At 70.2% G+C, this 18,578-nt stretch carries 17 protein-coding genes; 10 read left to right on the forward strand and 7 right to left on the reverse strand.

Going from position 1 to position 18,578, the window contains the following annotated elements; translation table 11 throughout:
• Position 1: 1 nt before the first annotated feature.
• A complete protein-coding gene (locus tag AC099J_RS15010; protein WP_479616077.1) occupies positions 2-619 on the reverse strand; it encodes a CBS domain-containing protein in 618 nt (205 codons plus the stop codon).
• 105 nt (positions 620-724) lie between these two features.
• Here AC099J_RS15010 and AC099J_RS15015 point away from each other — a divergent pair, with 105 nt between their 5' ends.
• Positions 725-1,894, forward strand: a complete 1,170-nt coding sequence (locus AC099J_RS15015) for a baeRF3 domain-containing protein (protein ID WP_479616078.1) — start codon at positions 725-727, stop codon at positions 1,892-1,894.
• 84 nt (positions 1,895-1,978) lie between these two features.
• On the opposite strand, the gene AC099J_RS15020 is transcribed toward AC099J_RS15015, so the two are convergent.
• A complete protein-coding gene (locus AC099J_RS15020; protein ID WP_479616079.1) occupies positions 1,979-4,405 on the reverse strand; it encodes a phosphoketolase family protein in 2,427 nt (808 codons plus the stop codon).
• 150 nt (positions 4,406-4,555) lie between these two features.
• Here AC099J_RS15020 and AC099J_RS15025 point away from each other — a divergent pair, with 150 nt between their 5' ends.
• The 3 genes from AC099J_RS15025 to AC099J_RS15035 all read left to right on the forward strand — a co-directional run bounded on the left by AC099J_RS15025 (position 4,556) and on the right by AC099J_RS15035 (position 7,308).
• Positions 4,556-5,479 carry a DnaJ C-terminal domain-containing protein gene (locus AC099J_RS15025; RefSeq protein WP_479616080.1) on the forward strand — a complete coding sequence of 308 codons (924 nt, stop codon included), beginning with the start codon at positions 4,556-4,558 and terminating at the stop codon, positions 5,477-5,479.
• Positions 5,463-5,783 carry a chaperone modulator CbpM gene (locus AC099J_RS15030; RefSeq protein ID WP_479616081.1) on the forward strand — a complete coding sequence of 107 codons (321 nt, stop codon included), beginning with the start codon at positions 5,463-5,465 and terminating at the stop codon, positions 5,781-5,783. The genes AC099J_RS15025 and AC099J_RS15030 overlap by 17 nt, the downstream gene beginning before the upstream one ends.
• A gap of 316 nt (positions 5,784-6,099) precedes the next feature.
• Entirely contained in the window at positions 6,100-7,308 is a 1,209-nt protein-coding gene (locus AC099J_RS15035; RefSeq protein WP_479616082.1) for an acetate/propionate family kinase, read from the forward strand.
• 27 nt (positions 7,309-7,335) lie between these two features.
• On the opposite strand, the gene AC099J_RS15040 is transcribed toward AC099J_RS15035, so the two are convergent.
• Positions 7,336-8,304, reverse strand: coding sequence for a LysR family transcriptional regulator (locus AC099J_RS15040; protein WP_479616083.1), 969 nt, complete (start codon positions 8,302-8,304; stop codon positions 7,336-7,338).
• Positions 8,305-8,403: 99 nt separating this feature from the next.
• On the opposite strand from AC099J_RS15040, the gene AC099J_RS15045 reads away from it, so the two are divergent.
• The 5 genes from AC099J_RS15045 to AC099J_RS15065 all read left to right on the forward strand — a co-directional run bounded on the left by AC099J_RS15045 (position 8,404) and on the right by AC099J_RS15065 (position 12,455).
• On the forward strand, positions 8,404-8,568 hold the full coding sequence (locus tag AC099J_RS15045; protein WP_479616084.1) for a hypothetical protein: 165 nt from the start codon (positions 8,404-8,406) through the stop codon (positions 8,566-8,568).
• Positions 8,569-8,582: 14 nt separating this feature from the next.
• Entirely contained in the window at positions 8,583-9,581 is a 999-nt protein-coding gene (locus tag AC099J_RS15050) for an aldo/keto reductase (RefSeq protein ID WP_479616085.1), read from the forward strand.
• A gap of 55 nt (positions 9,582-9,636) precedes the next feature.
• Positions 9,637-11,697, forward strand: a complete 2,061-nt coding sequence (locus AC099J_RS15055; protein WP_479616086.1) for a RecQ family ATP-dependent DNA helicase — start codon at positions 9,637-9,639, stop codon at positions 11,695-11,697.
• 78 nt (positions 11,698-11,775) lie between these two features.
• The gene (locus tag AC099J_RS15060) at positions 11,776-12,024 is read left to right on the forward strand and encodes a ribbon-helix-helix protein, CopG family (RefSeq protein WP_479616087.1); all 249 of its coding nucleotides are present in this window, start codon (positions 11,776-11,778) and stop codon (positions 12,022-12,024) included.
• A 17-nt stretch (positions 12,025-12,041) separates the two neighbouring features.
• Entirely contained in the window at positions 12,042-12,455 is a 414-nt protein-coding gene (locus AC099J_RS15065; protein ID WP_479616088.1) for a type II toxin-antitoxin system VapC family toxin, read from the forward strand.
• A gap of 20 nt (positions 12,456-12,475) precedes the next feature.
• On the opposite strand, the gene AC099J_RS15070 is transcribed toward AC099J_RS15065, so the two are convergent.
• Genes AC099J_RS15070 through AC099J_RS15080 form a run of 3 tightly spaced genes read right to left on the reverse strand, consistent with a single transcriptional unit; the run spans position 12,476 to position 15,605 of the window.
• The gene (locus AC099J_RS15070; protein WP_479616089.1) at positions 12,476-13,258 is read right to left on the reverse strand and encodes a DUF4386 family protein; all 783 of its coding nucleotides are present in this window, start codon (positions 13,256-13,258) and stop codon (positions 12,476-12,478) included.
• A gap of 22 nt (positions 13,259-13,280) precedes the next feature.
• Complete coding sequence (locus AC099J_RS15075) at positions 13,281-14,444, reverse strand: Acg family FMN-binding oxidoreductase (protein ID WP_479616090.1); 1,164 nt, start codon at positions 14,442-14,444, stop codon at positions 13,281-13,283.
• Positions 14,445-14,477: 33 nt separating this feature from the next.
• A complete protein-coding gene (locus tag AC099J_RS15080; RefSeq protein ID WP_479616091.1) occupies positions 14,478-15,605 on the reverse strand; it encodes an NAD-dependent epimerase/dehydratase family protein in 1,128 nt (375 codons plus the stop codon).
• 92 nt (positions 15,606-15,697) lie between these two features.
• Here AC099J_RS15080 and AC099J_RS15085 point away from each other — a divergent pair, with 92 nt between their 5' ends.
• On the forward strand, positions 15,698-16,615 hold the full coding sequence (locus tag AC099J_RS15085) for a LysR family transcriptional regulator (protein WP_479616092.1): 918 nt from the start codon (positions 15,698-15,700) through the stop codon (positions 16,613-16,615).
• Positions 16,616-16,654: 39 nt separating this feature from the next.
• Here the strand turns inward: AC099J_RS15085 and AC099J_RS15090 are convergent, their stop codons facing one another.
• Positions 16,655-18,553, reverse strand: a complete 1,899-nt coding sequence (locus AC099J_RS15090) for an acyl-CoA synthetase (protein WP_479616093.1) — start codon at positions 18,551-18,553, stop codon at positions 16,655-16,657.
• Between the last annotated feature and the right edge of the window lie 25 nt (positions 18,554-18,578).

Raw genomic sequence — 18,578 nt, forward strand, 5'->3', positions numbered from 1 at the left:
TTCAGCGGTACCCGGCCCCCATGACGTAGTCGCGCAGCAGTGTTTCCCCGTGCTGCCCGTCGGCCAGCAGCGCCCGCAGCGCGTCGCGCGCGTTGACCACGCCCACCGGTTTGCGGTCGTCGTCGAGTACGGGAGCGTGCACGAGGCCGCGCTCTGCCATCCGCATCAGCAGGGCGGGCAGGCTGTCGGCGCGTTGGCACCAAACGACATCGCGCACCATCAGATCCGATGCCAGGCGGGTTCTGACCCATTCCTCGCCGCATCCGAGCTGCTGCACGATGTTCGTCTTGGTGACGACGCCGACCATGGTCTCCGACCGGTCGCAGACCACCAGCAGGCTGATCTGCGTGCTGCACAGCAGCGCCGCCGCGTCTGCCAGCGGGGCGTTCCACCGCACGATGCGCAGGCGCGAGCGGGTCATGGCGTCCATGCTGCCAACGAGCTTGGTGTTCATCCGGCGATCGATGTGGGTGGGTGTCAGTGGAATGGCCTTCGCCCGTCTTGCGCGCGCTGCAAGTGCGTGATCGGCGGGCTGTCTGCCGCGGTAGGCGAACATTAGCGACTTGGCGCGGCGTTCACTGTTCGCCACCGTACAGAAAGGCAGACTTTGCTTGCACATGTCAGGCGGCTGCAAGCCGCCATGGGGGTGCGCCAGCGCACAGACCTGCCAGCGCCCCGCGCCTAAGGTGTGCCGGCCAGCACGAGCTCACTCCGAAGGTACGCATTGAAGACCCTGCACACACCCGATCCGCTGACCCAGGGGCGCCTCGCCGAACTGGCGTCGTTCCAGGGCCAGCCCTGTTTGTCCCTCTACCAGCCGACCCATCGGCAGCATCCGGGCAACGGTGAGGACCCGATCCGCTTTCGCGATCTGCTGGTGGCCCTGGAGACCTCGCTGCGACAGCAGCACACGGCCGACGCTGCCCGCGCGTTGCTGGCTCCGTTCGAGGCGCTGGCGCAGGACCGGGAATTCTGGAACCACACCCTGGACGGCCTGGCCGTGCTGGGCGCACCGGGCCTGTTCCGTGTGTTCGTGCTGCAGCGCCCGGTGGCCGCGCTGGCAGTGGTGGCCGACAGTTTCCACACCAAGCCCCTGCGGCTGCTGGTGCAGTCGGCGGCGCGCTACCAGGTGCTGGGCCTGAGCCTGGGCCGGGTGCAGTTGTTCGAAGGGGACCGGCATGCGCTCGACCCCATGGCACTGGCGCCTGGCGTGCCGGCCACGATGACCGACGCCCTGGGCGAACAGCGCGCCGGCCCGCAGGCTACGGTGTCCTCGCATGGCGGCATCGGCCGCGGCCACATGGCCCCGCAGCACGGTCAGGGTGGCAACCCCGAAGAGATCGACAAGGATGTCGCGCGCTTCTTTCGTGCCGTGGACCGCGCCGTGCTGGAACACCACTCCCGCCCCAGCGGCCTGCCACTGATGTTGGCGGCCTTGCCGGAGCACCACCACCTGTTCCGCCTGGTCAGCCAGAACCCATGGCTGATGCCGGCGGGCGTGATGTGCAACCCGGAAGAGCTCTCGGCAGAGGTCTTGTGCGAACGCGCGTGGCAGGTCGCACAGCCCCAGCACGAAGCCCGGCAGGTGGCCTGGGCGGATGCGTATGGCGTGGCGAACGCCAAGGGGCTGGGCAGCGCGAACCTGGACGACGTGGCCCACGCGGCAGCGGGCGGGCGTGTGGCCAGTCTGCTGATCGAGGCAGAGCGCCAGTTGCCCGGCCGCATCGACGTCAGCACCGGCCGCATCGATGCGGCGGATCTTGGCCGTCCGCGCGTGGACGACGTGCTGGACGACCTGGGCGCGCTGGTGGAGAGGATGGGCGGCGAAGTCCATGTGCTGCCGGCCCGGCGCATGCCCTGCCGCACCGGCGTGGCCGCGAGCTTTCGCCACTGACGTCGAACCCCCCGACGTCAAGGAACACGGCATTCAGGCCAGACCACCGTCTGCACGCGGCCGTGCAGGCAGACGGACGGGATGTCAAAGCGCCGACGCGCCCCAGGTCCAGTCCTGAATCTCCGGCATGTCGTGCCCGTGCCGGTCGATGAAGACCTTGTGCGCTACGAGCTTGTCCGCCAGCTGCTGGCGCAGGCGCAGGCCCGCAGCCCCGGTCTGCGGCAGCCGGTCCAGCGCGGCCATGGCCAGGTGGAAGCGGTCCAGCCGGTTCAGCACCGTCATGTCGAACGGCGTGGTGATGGTGCCTTCCTCCTGGTAGCCATGCACGTGGATGTTGCGGTGGTTGGTGCGCCGGTAGGTGAGCTGGTGGATCAGCCGCGGGTAGGCGTGGAAGGCGAAGATGACCGGCTTGTCGCGCGTGAACAGCGCATCGAAGGCGGCATCTTCCAGGCCGTGGGGGTGTGCGTCTGGCGACTGCAGCTTCAGCAGGTCGACCACGTTGACCACCCGCACGCGGATGGCCGGCAGGTGTTCGCGCAGCAGGGCCACGGCCGCCATGGTCTCCAGCGTGGGCACGTCGCCGCTGCAGGCCATCACCAGGTCGGGGCCATCCGAGTCGTTGGCGCCTTCGTTGCCGGCCCATTCCCAGGTGCCGATGCCGGCGGCGCAGTGCAGCACCGCCGCATCCATCGTCAGCCACTGCGGCGCCGGGTGCTTGCCGGCCACCACCACGTTGACGTAGTGGCGGCTGCGCAGGCAGTGGTCCATGACGGAGAGCAGGCAGTTGGCATCGGGCGGCAGGTACACGCGCACGATCTCGGGCGTCTTGTTCAGCACCACGTCGATGAAGCCCGGGTCCTGGTGCGTGAAGCCGTTGTGGTCCTGCCGCCAGACGTGCGAGGCCAGCAGGTAGTTGAGCGAGGCGATCGGCGCGCGCCACGGGATCGTGCGCGTCACCTTGAGCCACTTGGCGTGCTGGTTGAACATCGAGTCGACGATGTGCACGAAGGCCTCGTAGCAGTTGAAGACGCCGTGGCGGCCGGTCAGCAGATAGCCTTCCAGCCAGCCCTGGCACTGGTGCTCGCTGAGCATTTCCATGACCCGGCCGGTGGGCGCCAGCGAGGCGTCGGTCGGCAGCGTCTCGGCGTTCCATTGCCGCGAGGTGACCTCGAACATCGCCCCCAGGCCGTTGGAGAGCGTCTCGTCCGGCCCGAACATGCGGAAGTTGCGCTGGTCCTCGTTGCGCACGGTCACGTCGCGTATGAACTTGCCCAGCTCGCGCGTGTCACCGATGCCGCGCACGCCGGGGTGCGGCACGTCGACCGCGTAGTCGCGGTAGTCGGGCAGGCTCAGCGGGCGCAGCAACCGGCCGCCGTTGGCGTGCGGGTTGGCGCCCATGCGGCGCGGGCCCTGGGGCGCGAGGGCGGCCAGCTCCGGCAGCAGCCGGCCCTGGGCGTCGAACAGCTCGGCCGGCCGGTAGCTCAGCAGCCATTGCTCCAGCGCTGCGAAATGCTGGGGCTGGCTGGCCAGTGCGGACAGCGGCACCTGGTGCGAGCGGGCCGTGCCCTCCATGGGCTGGCCGTCCACCACGGCGGGGCCGGTCCAGCCCTTGGGCGATGCCAGCACGATCATCGGCCAGCGGGGCCGGCCGCTGCGGCCATGCTCGCGTGCTTCTTGCTGGTGGTCCTGGATCTGTTCGATGGCGCTGTCCAGCGCCGAGGCCATGGCCTCGTGCATCAGCATGGGGTCGTGGCCCTCGACGAAGATCGGCGACCAGCCGTAGCCGCGCAGCAATTGTTCGAGCTCGTCGCGGCCGATGCGGGCCAGCAGGCTGGGGTTGGCGATCTTGTAGCCGTTCAGGTGCAGGATGGGCAGCACCGCGCCGTCGGTGACGGGGTCCAGGAACTTGTTGGAATGCCAGGCGGTGGCCAGCGGCCCGGTTTCGGCCTCGCCGTCGCCCACCACGCAGGCGACGATCAGCGAGGGGTTGTCGAACACGGCGCCAAAGGCGTGGCTGAGCGAATAGCCCAGCTCGCCGCCTTCGTGGATGGAGCCCGGGCATTCGGGCGATGCGTGGCTCGGAATGCCGCCCGGGAACGAGAACTGCCGGAACAGCTGGCGCAGCCCTTCGGTGTCCTGCCCGATGTCGGGGTAGACCTCGCTGTAGCTACCCTCCAGGTAGGTGTTGGCGACCACGGCCGGCCCGCCATGGCCCGGTCCGGAGACATAGACCATGTCCAGGTCGTACTTGCCAATCACCCGGTTCAGGTGCACGTAGATGAAGTTCTGCCCCGGCGTGGTGCCCCAGTGGCCGAGCAGCATGCGCTTGACATCGTCCAGCGCCAACGGGCGCTGCAGCAGCGGGTTGTCGTACAGGTAGATCTGGCCGACGGACAGATAGTTGGTGGCACGCCAGTAGGCGTCCATTCGCCGCAGCAGTTGCGGCGACAGCGTGGTGGCGGGCATCGCGTCGTCGCCCGGTGGATGGTGCGCGGGGGTTGTTTGTGGCATAGGTTGTGCCAGTCTGACACGCCTGTCGCGGCAGTCTGTCCGCCACCGTACAGACGTGGCTGCCTAGGGCGCCCAAGCTTGAGCCGATAAAACCCATCGGTTGGACGAAACCACCTGCCCCGTGGCATCGGCCCCAGCCAGCACCACGCCATGAAGTTCAAGGACTATTACGCCGCACTGGGCATCGCGCGGGACGCCGACCTCGACCAGATCAAGAAGGCCTACCGCAAGCTCGCGCGGCACCACCACCCGGACATGTCGAAAGCGCCCGACGCAGAGGCCAAGTTCAAAGAGGTGGCCGAAGCCTATGCCACGCTGAAGGACACGGAGAAGCGCGCCGCCTACGACGCACTGGGCCAGCGCACCGCGGGCGAGGAGTTCGCGCCGCCGCCGCCGTGGCGCCAGGAGCACGGCGCACAGGAGGCGGGATTCGACGAGATGGATCTGGCCGATCTTCTCGCCGCCATGCGGCGTGGACAGGGCCAGGCCCACGCGCCAGTGCCCATGCGCGGGCAGGACCACGAAACCAGCGCCCGCATCAGCCTGCTGGATGCCCACCGTGGCACCAGCATGCACCTGGACCTGGCCGATGCGCAGGGACGGCGCACGCTGGAGGTGACGATCCCGCCCGGTGTGCGCGAGGGCCAGAAGCTGCGGCTGCGCGGCAAGGGCGGCCGAGGGCGCCACGGCGGGCCCGATGGCGACATCTACCTGCACCTCACGCTGGCGCCGCATCCCGTGTTTCGGCCCGACGGCCATGACCTGCACTTCGTGCTGGCGCTCTCGCCCTGGGAGGCCGCTCTGGGCGCGGACATCGAGGTGCCGACGCTGGACGAGCCGGTGCTGCTGACCGTGCCGCCCGGCACGCGGGGCGGCGGGCGGCTGCGCCTGCGCGGGCGTGGCCTGGCCGATGGCCGGGGCGGGCGCGGCGACCTGTACGCCACCGTGCGGATCGACGTGCCCGCCACGCTGTCCGAACGTGAGCATCAACTCTTCACCGAACTGGCTGCGGCCTCGCGCTTCGATCCGCGCGCAGCCCCGTCACAGGAGCCCTCCCATGCACGCAGTGTCTGAACTCATCTGGCTCGACGTCGGCGAGGTGCTGACCTTGCCTGAACTGGCCGAGGCCTGCGCCGTGCATGCGGCCGAGCTGCAGGAGCTGGTGGACGACGGTGTCGTCCAACCGGTGGAGCGCGACGGGCCGGTGTGGGTCTTCAGCGCCGCATACGTGATGCCGCTGCGCAAGGCTGGCCGGCTGCGCCGCGACTTCGATCTGGACCTGTTCACCGCCGGCCTGCTGCTCGACCAGCTGCTGCGCATCGATGCGTTGGAGGCGCAGGTGCAAACCTTGCAGGCGCGCCTGGGGCACCAACGCTGAGCGCGCGCTGCGGCGTGCGTGTTCGCTAGCGCACAGACGCAGGCGCGGTCGCGGTTTCAAGATGCCCGCCATGCGATTTTCCTCAGCGCTCCGCCCCCACACCGGCGTTTTCAACCCCACGAAGGCAGCTGGCGTGGCTGCGGGCGCGAGCCCGGGTGCGGCGCCCGTAGCGGCCATGTCTGCAGGCACGTCAGCGGCTACATCTCCGGGCACACCTCCAGGCGCATCTCCTGGCGCATCTCCTGGCGCATCTCCGGCCACCGATGCGGCCTTTGCCGCGGCGCCGGATCTGGCCTCGCAACCCGGCTTGCCGTGTGTGCTGAGCGTGAACGGGGGCTCGTCCTCCATCAAGTTTGCGCTGTACCAGACCGGCCCCGGCCTCACACCTCTGCTCAGCGGCCAGATCGAGCGGATCGGCCAGGGCTATGGCACGTTGGTCTTCCGGCGTGCGGGCGAGCCCGAGGCGACGACACAGCCGATCGATGCCGGCGACCACGCGGGCGCCGTCGCCCTGCTGATGCGCCTGCTCGATGCCGAAGTCGGCGCGGCGGTGATCGGGGCCGTTGGCCACCGGATCGTGCATGGCATGCGCCACGTGGAACCCGAGACCATCACGACGGAGCTGCTGCAGGAACTGCGCGCGATCATTCCGCAGGACCCGGAGCATCTGGTGGGTGCCATCGCACTGGTCGAGGCTTTTGGCCAGGCTTACCCGGCGCTGCCGCAGGTGGCGTGTTTCGACACTGCGTTTCACCGTGACATGCCGCGCGTGGCCACCATGCTGCCCATCCCGAGGCGCTACGAGGCGCTGGGCGTGCAGCGCTATGGCTTTCATGGCCTGTCGTACGCGTTCCTGATGGAAGAGCTGGCGCGCCTGGACGGTGCACAGGCGGCGCAGGGCAGGGTGGTGCTGGCCCACCTGGGCAACGGGGCCAGCCTGGCGGCCGTGCACCACGGGCGCAGCATCGACACCAGCATGGGATTCACGCCGTCATCGGGCATCCCCATGGGCACACGCTCGGGCGATCTGGACCCTGGCGTCGCCGACTACCTGGAACGCACCGAGCACATGGGACGGCCCCAGTTCGACGCGATGGTGCACCACGCCAGCGGCTTGCTGGGCATGTCCGAGACCAGTGGCGACATGCGCGAGCTGCTCAAGCGCGAGGCCGATGACCCAAGGGCGGCCGAGGCGATCGCGATGTTCTGCTACCAGGTGAAGAAGTACGTGGGCGCGTATGCAGCCGCACTGGGGGGCATCGAGACGCTGGTGTTTGCCGGTGGCAGCGGCGAGTACGCCGCGCCGGTGCGCGCGCGGATCTGCGAGGAGCTGGGCTTTCTGGGCATCGAGATCGACGCGGCGCGCAACGCGGCGCATGGACCCGTGGTGTCGACTGCGGCCAGCCGCGTGATGGTTCGCGTCGTGCATACGGACGAGGAACGCATGATCGCGCGGTCGGTGTGCCGTGTCGTGGGGCTGCAGTGTGCGTTGCCTGCGGAGGCCGATGTCGCCGTGGAACGGTGACGGTCGCCTGCGGCCACGGCGCCGCAATCACTCCATGCAAGCGCCTGCCGGTGCGCCGGCACCGTGCGGCGTGGCAGCGTAGGCGTTGCCGGCGTGGAACGCGTGAGCCGTCTCGATGAACGCCCGCAGTCCTGCGGGCACCTGGCGCCGGCTGGGGTAGTACAGGAAGAAGCCCGGCTCGGCCGGCCGCCATTCGTCCAGCACGCTGACGAGGTGGCCTGCCTGCAAACCGGTTTGCGCGTACTGCGCGTAGACATAGGCCAGGCCCAAGCCCTCGTGCGCCGCACGCACCATCAGGCGCATGTCCCCCAGGGCCAGTGGGCCGTCGACGGCAATGTCGATGCGCTCCTCGCCGCGTGAAAACGCCCAGCGGTAGAACGCACCGTCCGGAAACCGCAGCCGGATGCACGGGTACCGGACCAGTTCGCGCGGCGATGCCGGCCGGCCATGCCGGTCCAGGTAGCCTGGCGATGCCACGACGACGAAGCGCTGCGCCGGCCCGAGCGGCACGGCCACCATGTCCTGCTGCAGGCTTTCGCCAAAGCGCACACCGGCGTCGAAACCGCTGGCGACGATGTCGATCAGGCGATCGTCGCCCACCAGTTCCAGGCGCATGCCGGGATGCTCGGCGAGGAAGCGGGCCACCAGGGGGGCCAGCACCCAGTCGCAGGCCGCGCGCGGCGCGTTGATGCGCAGCGTGCCGGTCGGCGATGCGCGGAAGTCGTTGACGGCATCGAGCGCAGCGGCGATCTCGCCCAACGCCGGCATCAGGCGCGCGAGCAGCTTTTCGCCGGCTTCTGTGGGCGTCACGCTGCGCGTGGTCCGGTGCAGCAGGCGCACGCCCAGCCGCGTCTCCAGCCCGCGCAGCGCATGGCTCAGCGCCGATGGCGAGATGCCCAGCGCCGTGGCGGCCTTGCGGAAGTTGCGCGCCTGCGCCACGGCGACGAAGCCGTGCAGTTCGTTCAGGCTGCTGCGTGCAGCGTCAGGCGGGGTCATTGCTGAATTTTTCTCAACAGGGCGTGCCGGATTATCTGGCTTGTCGCATGCAGTGCACCTGCCTACGCTCGGTGGATCAACCGATTCAGAAAGGACACCATGACGCAGATTTCCACAGAACTCCGGGGCAAGGCGGTGCTGGTGCTGGGCGCCTCGTCCGGCATCGGCGCGGCCACGGCCCTGGCGCTGTTGCTACTGTCGGACGCGGCCCGCTACATCACCGGCCGCGAGCTGAGCATCGACGGCGGCTTCACACTGCGCTGAACACAGGAGAAGCGATGCAACAACGCACACTGGGAACGCCCGGGCCGGCCGTGTCGGCCATGGGCCTGGGCTGCATGGGCATGAGCGAGTTCTACGGCCCCAGCGACGAGGCCGAGGCGATGCGCACGCTGGCGCGCGCGCTGGAGTTGGGCGTCACGCTGTTCGACACGGCCGACACCTATGGCCTGGGTCACAACGAATCGCTGCTGGGGCGCTTCGTGGCCGCAGGCGGGGCGGCCCGGCGCCGGCAGATGGTGTTGGCGACCAAGTTCGGCATCGTCCGCGCAGCCGGCCAACCTGAGCGGCGGATCGACAACTCGCCCGGCTACATCCGCGCCGCCTGCGAGGCCTCGCTGCGCCGGCTGGGCGTGGAGCATATCGACCTGTACTACTGCCACCGCCGCGACCCGGCCGTGCCCATCGAGGAGGTGGTTGGCACCATGGCTGATCTGGTCACCGCGGGCAAGGTGGCCGCCATCGGCCTGTCCGAGGTGTCGGTCGAAAGCTTGCGGCGGGCGCATGCCGTCCACCCCGTGGCGGCAGTGCAGAGCGAGTACTCCTTGTGGAGCCGCGAGCCCGAGGCCGGCATGCTGGCGGCCTGTGCCGAACTCGGCACGAGCTTCGTCGCCTACAGCCCGCTGGGCCGCGCCTTCCTGACCGCCACGCTGGACACCGCCAAGCTGGCCGAAGACGACTTTCGCAAGCACAACCCGCGTTTCAGCGGCGCGGCCGAAGCGGCCAACCGCCGCCTGGTGGTGGCCCTGGACGGGTTCGCCCGCCCGCGCGGTTGGACGGCGGCTCAGGTCGCTCTGGCCTGGCTGCTGCACCGGGCGCCGCATGTGATCCCGATCCCGGGCACACGGCGCGTCGCCTATCTGGAAAGCAACGTGGCAGCGGACCGCATCGCGCTGGCGGGGGACGAGATCGCGCAGCTCGACCGCCTGTTCGATACGGCCGCCGTGGCTGGCGCGCGCTACCCACAGGCCGGGTTCGTCGGGATCGAGGCGCTCTGACCCCCTTGCGCGGCTCGCACCGCAGCCGGCGCAGCGGCTGCACCACAATCCCGCGATGAGCCTTGCCGATACCCACCTCCGTACAGTCCTCGCCGCGATGGCGGGGCCCGCCGCGCGCCCGCGCGATGACCAGACCGCTGCCGTCGCAGCGCTGGTCGAGCAGCACGCCCGCGTGCTCGTGGTCCAGGCCACCGGCTGGGGCAAGTCGGCCGTGTACTGGGCCGCCACCTCGGCTTTGCGCGCCCAGGGCAAGGGCCCCACGCTGATCGTCTCGCCGCTGCTGGCGCTGATGCGCGACCAGGTCGACGCGGCCGCACGGGGCGGGTTGCGTGCTGCCACCATCAACTCCACCAACCTGGACGATTGGGACAAAGTCTTCGACGACATCGCCGCCGACCGGCTGGACGTGCTGCTGGTCTCGCCGGAACGGCTGGGCAACCCGGGTTTTGCACGCCGGCTGCCCATGCTGCTGGCCAGCACCGGGCTGGTGGTGATCGACGAGGCGCACTGCATTTCCGACTGGGGCTTCGACTTCCGCCCCGACTACCAGCGGCTGGCCAAGACGCTGGTGGCGATCGGCGCCGACACCCCGGTGCTGGCCACCACGGCCACGGCCAACCAGCGCGTCACCGAGGACATCGCGCGGCAACTGGGGCCGGACACGCAGACCTTTCGCGGCTCGCTGGCGCGCTCGTCCTTGCGCCTGGCGGTGGTGCCCGGGCTCGATGCGCTGCAGCGCCTGGCCTGGGTGGCCGATGCGCTGGACACGTTCGCCGGCTCGGGCATCGTCTACGCGCTGACGGTGGCCGAAACCGAGAGGCTGGCGGGCTTCCTCACGTCCTGCGGCTTCGAAGTGGCGGCCTACCACGGCGGGCTGGAGACGGCCGCGCGCCAGCAGATCGAAGATGCCCTGCGCCGCAACGCGCTCAAGGCCGTCGTGGCCACCTCGGCGCTCGGCATGGGCTACGACAAGCCCGACCTGGCGTTCTGCATCCACGTCGGCTCGCCAGCCTCGCCGGTCGCGTACTACCAGCAGGTGGGCCGCGCCGGCCGGGCGCTCGACGATGCCGTGGCCGTGCTGCTGCCGGCCGAAACCGACGAGCGCATCTGGGCCTATTTCGCGACGGCCGGCGTGCCCGACGAGAAGCGCGTGGGCCAGATCCTCGGCGCGCTGGCGCAGGGGCCGCAGACCCTGCTGGCGCTGGAGAACAGCACCTCCATCCGGCGCGGCCGGCTCGAAGGCCTGCTGAAGATCCTGGCGGTGGAGGAGGTGGTGCAGCGCGAAGGCACGGCCTGGGCGGTGACCGGAACGCCGTGGACGTATGACGCCCAGCGCTGGCAGGCGCTGGGCCAGGTGCGCGCGCGCGAGGCCGGCCTGATGCGCGCGTTTGCGGCAGGGCAGGGCTGCCTGATGCGCTTTCTGCAGGAGGCGCTGGACGACCCCGCGCCCACCGACTGTGGGCGCTGCAGCGTGTGCACGGGCCAGCTGCCCGAGCCGGGTGCTCTCCCCGGCGCGGCGCGTGTTGAGGCGGCGCGGGTCTACGCGCGCGGCCAGGACGTGGTGATCGAGCCGCGCAAGCTGTGGCCGAGCGGTGCCGCGCGCGCCGGCCGCAAGGGCAAGATCGCGGCCTGCAGCGAAGGCCGCGCGCTGGCCTTTGCCGACGATCCTGGTTGGGCCGATGTGCTGCTACCGCTGTTCAGCGCGCCCGATGCGCCAGCGCCGCAGCCCGTGCTGGACGGGGTGGTCGCCGTGCTCGCGCGTTGGCGGCGCGGCTGGGGTGCGCGGCCGGTGGCCGTGGTGCCGATGCCTTCGGCGACGCATCCGCAACTGGTCGCATCGGTGGCGGCGCATGTGGCGGGCCTGGGCCGGCTGCCGCTGGTCGATGCACTGCGCCTGGCGGGCCCGTTGCCGGACGCCGACCTGGCCTCCGCCGCCAAGGTGGCGGCGCTGAACCAGGCGTTGGTGTTGCAGCCCGATGTGGCGGTGCCGGACGGGCCGTTGCTGCTGGTCGCGGACCGCTACCGCAGCGGCTGGGCCGTCACCGTGGCCGGTGCACTGCTGCGTGAGGCGGGCAGTGGGGCGGTGTTGCCGCTGGTGCTGCATCAGATGCCTTGAGCCTGCGCTTCAGTCGGCAAGTCCAGTCAGAACATTTGCTCTTTGTATTACCTATTGCCAGGCGGTAAGATCCTGGCCATGCATACCCTCACCATCAAGATTCCCCCACGTTTGGAAGAGGCCGTCGCCCAGGCAAGCGCCCAGGCACACGTGAGCAAGTCCGAGCTGGTTCGGCGAGCTTTGGAAGCCTATCTGCGGCAGCGCGATGCGCAGGCGCCCTTCGTTTCGGCGCTGGACCAGGCTGGGGATCTGGTGGGCTGCTTTGCTGGTGGGCCTGCCGATCTATCGTCCAACCCTGAACATCTGGCTGACTTCGGCCGCACCTGATCCACACAGGCTGGTCGATGAACTTGCTGCTGGACACCGGCCCCTGGGTCGCGCTTCACTGCCGGGATGACCGCCACCACGCCTGGGCCCGCACCCAGTTTGCGAGCCACCCGGGACCGTTCCTGACCTGCGAGGCCGTGGTCGCCGAGACCTGCTTTCTGCTGGCCCGCGGCGGGTTCGATCCGAGCAAGGCATTGGCCCTGATCGAGCGCGGGGTGGTGCAGATCGCCATGTCCTTGAACGAAGAGATGGCGCCTGTGCGTGCGTTGTTCGAACGTTATGACAACGTGCCAGCCTCATTGGCAGATGCCTGCCTGATCCGCTTGGCCGAACTGCACGAGCCTTCTCGCGTGCTGACGCTGGACAGCGACTTTCACATCTACCGGCGCCACGGACGCAAGTCCATCGCGCTGATCACGCCGGGCGCCTGACCGGCGCCAGGGCGGGGTTTTCAGCGGGCCGCAGTCAAGCCGCGCGCCAGCTTTTCCACCGCCGGCCTGCGCCGCAGCAGCCACACCCCGCAGGCGATCATCCAGACCGACTGCGTGCTGACAGCCACGGCGACCGGAAACTCCACCGGCACGCCCAGCGCAGGCAGTGCCAGCGCGGCCAGAAAGGTGGCGCTGAGCAGGCCCAGCGCGCTCAGTGCGCGCGGCAGCCCGCGGCCGCGCCAGGTGCCGATGCTGAGCACGCCCACGGCCACGGCCATGAACAGGCTCACCCCCAGCAACTCGCCCACCCCGCCGCCGAACTCGGTGATGGCCAGGAAGGCGAGCTCGATCATCGGTTTGCCGGCGGCATCGGCAGCAGCCCAGGCGGCGGCCAGCGCGGGCATGGTGGTGAGCCAGCGTGAGATGCCGATGGCCCGGGCCAGCGTCGACAAGGCCGCGAACGATGCCACCGTGGCCGCCGCCGGCCGGTGCAGCCCGCCCAGCGTGTGGTGGGCCAGCAGCAGCAGGGCCGGTGCCACGCCCAGGCTGTACAGCAGGTACAGCGCGTAGCCCAGCGTCACGGCGCCTGCATTGGCATGCACCAGCGCCAACTGTTCGGCGGGCGGCAGGCCCAGCGATGCCGGCCAGCCGATGGTGGGGGCGAGCACGGCGAGCGGGGCAAAGGCCATCAGGCCGACGGCGATCAGCAGGGCGCCGGCGCCGGTGGGCCGGTCTGCCGTCGGGGTGAAGGTGGCCGAAGCCGGGCGCACTGGTGCGGCGAAAGAAGGGATGGAAGGGGTCATGGCGGTTTCCTTGGTGGGTGGATCAAGCAACGAACTGCCCCAGCGGGCGCCGGGGCGTGTGCGGTTGGGGTGTGCAATGGCCGACGCGGCAGAACATCTGCACCACGCCACCGCTGGCGGCGCTGCCGGTGAGCTGCTGGTGCAACGCGTCGTAGTGCGGCTTCATCTCCGCGAACTCCTGCGGCGCCTGGCTCAGGGGGTGGACCTGCAGGCCCATTGCGTTGGCGGCCAGTTGCTGGCGCACGAAGGTGCGGCCGGCCCAGACCTCGGCGCTGCGGTTGGCACCGGCGCTCGCCCAACTGGTGATCCAGTTGAAGGCCATGGCCGTGCCGGCCTGCGCCTCGTAGGTCTTCATGATCGTGTCGAAACCGCTGCTGCCCGGCGGCGCGGCCTGGCTGCGGTCGAACAGGCCCAGCGCCACGGCCACGCGCGGCAGCAGGCCGTTGATGGTGATGCCGTCGCGGTGCTGCGCGATCTCGTCGGGCCCCACGCGCGTGAGGCGGTGGCTCTCCAGCACGGTGCGCGGCGTGCCCACCTCGACGCGCGCGGCGGCCAGCGCCAGGGCGCGCAGTTGCGCCACCTGCGCGGGTTCGGCCGTGCTGCCCAGCTTCAGGGTGGGCGGTGCGTCGGCGGGCAGCATGGTGTCGAGCAGGGCCAGCGCCTGGGTTGGCGGCACGCGCGTGGTGTCGTGGGCGACCTTGGCGGTGTGCCGCTGCAGCACCTGGGCGAACAGCGGGTCGGGCGTGGGGGCCGGTGCGCCGGCCACCCAGTGCACCCGCGCCACCGGCCGCGCGTCCAGCGACCGGGCGGCGAATTCGCCCTGCGGGAACAGTTCGACGGTGGGTGCCATGCCGCGCTGCTTCAGCGCCATTACCAGCAGTTCCAGAAAGCAGCCCTGGCTGACCATGATCTGGCGGAACCAGGGGTCGGTCTCGGGCAGCAGGCGTTCGCGGTCGACGTACAGCGTCAGCGCATCGGGCGTGCCCAGGTCCACCAGCCAGGGCTGGCGGTTGTGCGAACTGGGCGCCAGGATGGCGTGGGCCAGCGCCCACTGGCGCACCTCCAGGTCGGCGGGCGGGCCGGCCCAGGCTTCGACGGCGGCGGGCGGCAGATCGGTCGAGCAGCCGGCGAGCAGCGCTGTGGCCGTGCCGCCGCCGACGAGACGGATGAAGTTTCTGCGGTGCATGGGATGGCTCCTGTGGGGTGGTGGCGCAGGCGGCTAGCGCGCGGCCAGGCCGAGTGACGTGAAGCACGCGTGCAGCGCGGCCGGCAGCGGCGTGGTCAGGGGCGTGTTCAGGTGCGGGGTCAGGGGAGGGACCACGGGAGTGCTCAGGGGAGAAGCCATGGGCGTGAACAGTGGGTTGGTCCGTGGCGTGGTCTGTGGCGCGATCCGTGGCGTGGTCACGCGCACGTCCGCCGCCAGCGCCTGCAGCCGCCGTCCGTCCAGCGCATGGGGCGCGCGCCACAGGTAGGCCATGCGGGCCAGTTCGCGCCACAGCGGGTAGACCCGTCCGACGGCCGCGATCAGGCCCCATGGCATGCGGCCGATGCGAAACCCCCCCGCCGGGCGCAGGCCCAGCGTCTGCGCGGACTGGTCGATGGCGTGCAGCAGTTGCGTGCCGGTGAGCGTGTGCCCCTCGAAATGCCAGGTCTGGAAAGTCGGATGCTTTGGCTGCGAGGCCACCTGCACGAAGGCCCGCGCCAGATCGGGCAAGTAGGCCCAGGCGTGCGGCAGGTCCATCGGCCCGGGGTAGACCAGCTTGCCCGCGCGCAGTGATTTCGCGATCACCAGGTCCAGGTAGGTGCCGGTGCCCGGGCCGAGAAAGTCACCGGCGCGGATGACGCTGGCGGTAAAGCCGCCGTCACGCGCCGCCTGCGCGATCTGCGATTCCATCTGGACGCGCAGAGCGCCTTTTGCAGTGGTGGGCTTGAACGGTGTGTCTTCGGCGAGCAGCTGCGGCATGGCCTCACCGTAGTTGTAGACATTGCCCGGCAGCATGAAGTGCGCCTGCGTGCGCTGCGCAATGCGCATGCCGGCCTGCAGGGCTGGCAGCGCCTCGGCATCCCAGCGGGTGTAGGCGGGGTTGACTGCGTGGAGCACCACGCGGCGGGCTGGCGCCGCGTCGACCGGCCCGGCGAGAGCGGCCACCAGCGCATCGGTCTCCGTGATCGCCGCGCGCAACAACTGCACACCGGCCGGCATGCCGGGCACGGCTTCGCGCCGCACTTGGGCCAGCACGCGCCAGCCTGCGGCATCGAAGGCCTGCGCTGCGGCGCAGCCGAGGCGGCCGTTGGCCCCGAGGATCAACACGACTGGGCGGGTGGAGGCGGTGTGGGCAGTGGTCACGTGGGGCTTTCGGATGCGGTATGCCCGCAGTCTCGGCCTTGGCGAGGCATCCGCCAATTGCCGATCCCTGCAAGCCAGCCATACACTTGTGCATGACCCGTGATTTGCAAGGATTCGACTGGGCACTGGTGCGCAGCTTCCTGGCCGTGCTGGACGCAGGCAGCCTGATGGGCGCCGCCCGCACCACCGGCGCCCAGCAGCCCACGCTCAGCCGCCACGTGGCCGAGCTTGAAGCCCAGTTGGGCGCGCCCCTGTTCGAGCGCACCGGCCGTGGCGTGACGCCCACCGCCGCCGCGCTGGCCATCGTGGACGCCGCGCGCCACATGCAGCAGGGCGCAGAGGCCCTGTCGCGCGCGCTGGCCGGGGAGCGCGCGCAGACCACCGGCACGGTGCGCATCACGGCCAGCATGGTGGCCGCCACCTACCTGCTGCCGCCGCTGCTGGCCGCGCTGCACGAACAGGAGCCCGGCATCCAGCTCGAACTGGCGGCCAGCAACGAACTGGCCAACCTGCTGCGCCGCGATGCCGACATCGCCGTGCGCATGGTGCGGCCGGTGCAGAGCTCGCTGGTGGCCCGTAAGCTGGGCATGGTGGGTGTCGGCGCCTATGCGCACGAGCGCTATCTGAAGCGCGCCGGCACGCCGTTGTCACCCGAGCAACTGCTGGGGCATACGCTGATCGGCTTCGCAACCGACGACACCATCGAACGCGGCTTCGCGGCGATGGGCATGCCGCTCACGCGCAATGACTTCGCGTTGCGCACCGACGACCAGGTGGCCTACGGTCGGCTCATCGCCGAAGGCGCAGGCATCGGCTTCGTCGCGCACTACAACGCGCGCCACTGGCCCGGTGTGCGCCGGGTGTTGCCCACGCTTGCCATCCCGCCGCTGCCGTGCTGGCTGGCCGTGCACCGCGAGATCAAAACCAGCAAGGTGGTCCGCCGGGTCTACGACTTTCTGGCCGAGGCGCTGCCGCTGGTGCTGGAGGAGGCGGAGCAGGCGGTGCGGTAACGGGCCGCCCGCGCGTGCACCGTCATGCAACGCCGCGGGTCACCGCACCTCGACACGAAACGGAAACCGGCCCAGCACCTCACGCGCCAAGGCGATGGCGCTGCTGTCCTCCACGGCGACCTCGACGCGCAGGCCGAGGCTTGGATCGTGGATGACCTCCAGCCCGCTGGCCGGCGCGCCCGCGTCGTGCAAGGCCGAGCGCAGCACATCGGCGATCTCGCGATGTCGCAGCGCGGGTTTGAAGATCTTGCCGACGCCTGTCAGCGGCAACGCCGCCATGAGCCGAATGGCTTTGGGGACCGCCGCCCGTTCACCGATCTGTGCACTGGCAAAGGCCAGCAATTCGTCTTCCGTCACGGCCGCGCCGGGCTTGAGCTGCACATAGGCCACAGGCAGTTCGCCCGCGTGCACGTCAGGCCGGCCGACCGCTGCGGCGAGCAGCACCGCCGGGTGCCGGTGCAGTGGCTCTTCGATGCTGGCCGGGTCGATGTTGTGGCCGCCGCGGATGATGAGTTCCTTCTTGCGGCCGGTCAGGTAGAAGTAGCCTTGCGCGTCCTGCCGGCCCAGGTCACCGGTGTTCATCCAGCGACGGCCGTCGCCCAGGTCCAGCCAGAGCCCCTGGTTCTGCCCGGGGTCGCGATAACCTGCGAACACGTTGGGGCCGCTGATCGCCAGCACGCCGGATTCGTCGATGTCGCAATCGCGCACATACGCCCCCGCGTCGTCCAGCACCACGGCCTTCATCGCCTGCAGGGGCACCCGCAGGCCGATCGACCCCGTGCGCCGCTCGCCTTGCGGCGGGTTGCAGGTGCTCACGCAGGTGCCTTCGGTCAGGCCGTAGCCTTCCAGGATCTTCAGGCCGGTCGATGCCTGGAAGTTGCGCATCAGTTCCAAGGGCATCGGCGCGGCGCCGCACAGCCCGTATTCCAGGGTGCTGAGGTCGCGGCCCTGCGTCGGCTGCTGCAGCAAGGCCGCGTACAAGGTCGGCACACCGCTGAAGAAGTTGATGCGGTGGTGCTCGACCAGCTCCCAGAAGCGCGGGATCACACCCTCGCCGCGAAAGCCGCCAGGTGTTCCCAGCAGCACGTGGGCGCCACGCGAGAAGGGCAGCAGGCCAGTGACCAGCACCCCGTTGACATGGAACATCGGCAGACCGCAGAAGAGCGTCTTGCCCGGTGCGATGCCTTCCCCCAGGAACTGGCCCACGCTCCACGCGTTGGCCACCTCGTTGCCGTGCGTGCGCACCGCGATCTTGGGCGCACCGGTGGTGCCGCCGGTGCAAAAGTAGGACGAGTGGTCGTCCGGGCGCAGCACGCGGCCGCTGACGAGCCGGTCCACCGGCTGCGGGCGCAGTCCATCTTCGAAATCGTGGATGGCATAGCGCTGCGCGGCGCCGCCCGGGGCCACGCCTGGGACCACGCCCGGGACCGGGGCCGCTGGCGTGTCCGCACCGACCAGCACCACGTGTTCAAGGCCGCGCACCCGGTCGAGCAGCGGCTGCAGCTTCGGCCAGGTGTCCATGCCCGCCTCCGGCGCCAGCGTGATCAGCACCTTCGCATGCCCGGCGGCGAGCAGATCGGCAATGGCCGCAGGCTCCAGCATCGGATTGATGGCAAACGCGATGCCGGCCGCCTGGCCGCCCCAGATCGCGAGGTGCGTCTGCGGCAGGTTCGGCAGCACAAAGGCCACGACATCGCCGCTGGCCACGCCCAGTGTGTGCAGGAAGTTGGCCGTGGCCGTGATGCGCGCGAACAGCGTCGCGTAGTTCCAGACCTGCGGTCGGGCATGGTCCTGGACGCGTGCGAAGTACGACAGCGCCGGTGCGTCGGGGTAGGCACGCGCTGCCGCGCCGATCATGTCGTAGGTGCTGGCGGGCAGGGGGGTGTGCTGCGCGGCTTCGAGCGCGCGCACGTCGGTGATGGAGGCGATGGCGTTCATGTTGTTCGTGCCTGAGAGATGTGGG

It is taken from the genome of Rhodoferax sp. RT4P68 (assembly GCF_056521305.1).

Excerpts from the sequence above, each read along its gene's own strand:
- AC099J_RS15010 (WP_479616077.1), bottom strand. The coding sequence starts at position 619 with ATGTGCAAGCAAAGTCTGCCTTTCTGTACGGTGGCGAACAGTGAACGC.
- AC099J_RS15020 (WP_479616079.1), bottom strand. The coding sequence starts at position 4,405 with ATGCCACAAACAACCCCCGCGCACCATCCACCGGGCGACGACGCGATG.
- AC099J_RS15025 (WP_479616080.1), top strand. The coding sequence starts at position 4,556 with ATGAAGTTCAAGGACTATTACGCCGCACTGGGCATCGCGCGGGACGCC.
- AC099J_RS15030 (WP_479616081.1), top strand. The coding sequence starts at position 5,463 with ATGCACGCAGTGTCTGAACTCATCTGGCTCGACGTCGGCGAGGTGCTG.
- AC099J_RS15040 (WP_479616083.1), bottom strand. The coding sequence starts at position 8,304 with ATGACCCCGCCTGACGCTGCACGCAGCAGCCTGAACGAACTGCACGGC.
- AC099J_RS15045 (WP_479616084.1), top strand. The coding sequence starts at position 8,404 with ATGACGCAGATTTCCACAGAACTCCGGGGCAAGGCGGTGCTGGTGCTG.
- AC099J_RS15050 (WP_479616085.1), top strand. The coding sequence starts at position 8,583 with ATGCAACAACGCACACTGGGAACGCCCGGGCCGGCCGTGTCGGCCATG.
- AC099J_RS15055 (WP_479616086.1), top strand. The coding sequence starts at position 9,637 with ATGAGCCTTGCCGATACCCACCTCCGTACAGTCCTCGCCGCGATGGCG.
- AC099J_RS15060 (WP_479616087.1), top strand. The coding sequence starts at position 11,776 with ATGCATACCCTCACCATCAAGATTCCCCCACGTTTGGAAGAGGCCGTC.
- AC099J_RS15065 (WP_479616088.1), top strand. The coding sequence starts at position 12,042 with ATGAACTTGCTGCTGGACACCGGCCCCTGGGTCGCGCTTCACTGCCGG.
- AC099J_RS15070 (WP_479616089.1), bottom strand. The coding sequence starts at position 13,258 with ATGACCCCTTCCATCCCTTCTTTCGCCGCACCAGTGCGCCCGGCTTCG.
- AC099J_RS15075 (WP_479616090.1), bottom strand. The coding sequence starts at position 14,444 with ATGCACCGCAGAAACTTCATCCGTCTCGTCGGCGGCGGCACGGCCACA.
- AC099J_RS15085 (WP_479616092.1), top strand. The coding sequence starts at position 15,698 with ATGACCCGTGATTTGCAAGGATTCGACTGGGCACTGGTGCGCAGCTTC.
- AC099J_RS15090 (WP_479616093.1), bottom strand. The coding sequence starts at position 18,553 with ATGAACGCCATCGCCTCCATCACCGACGTGCGCGCGCTCGAAGCCGCG.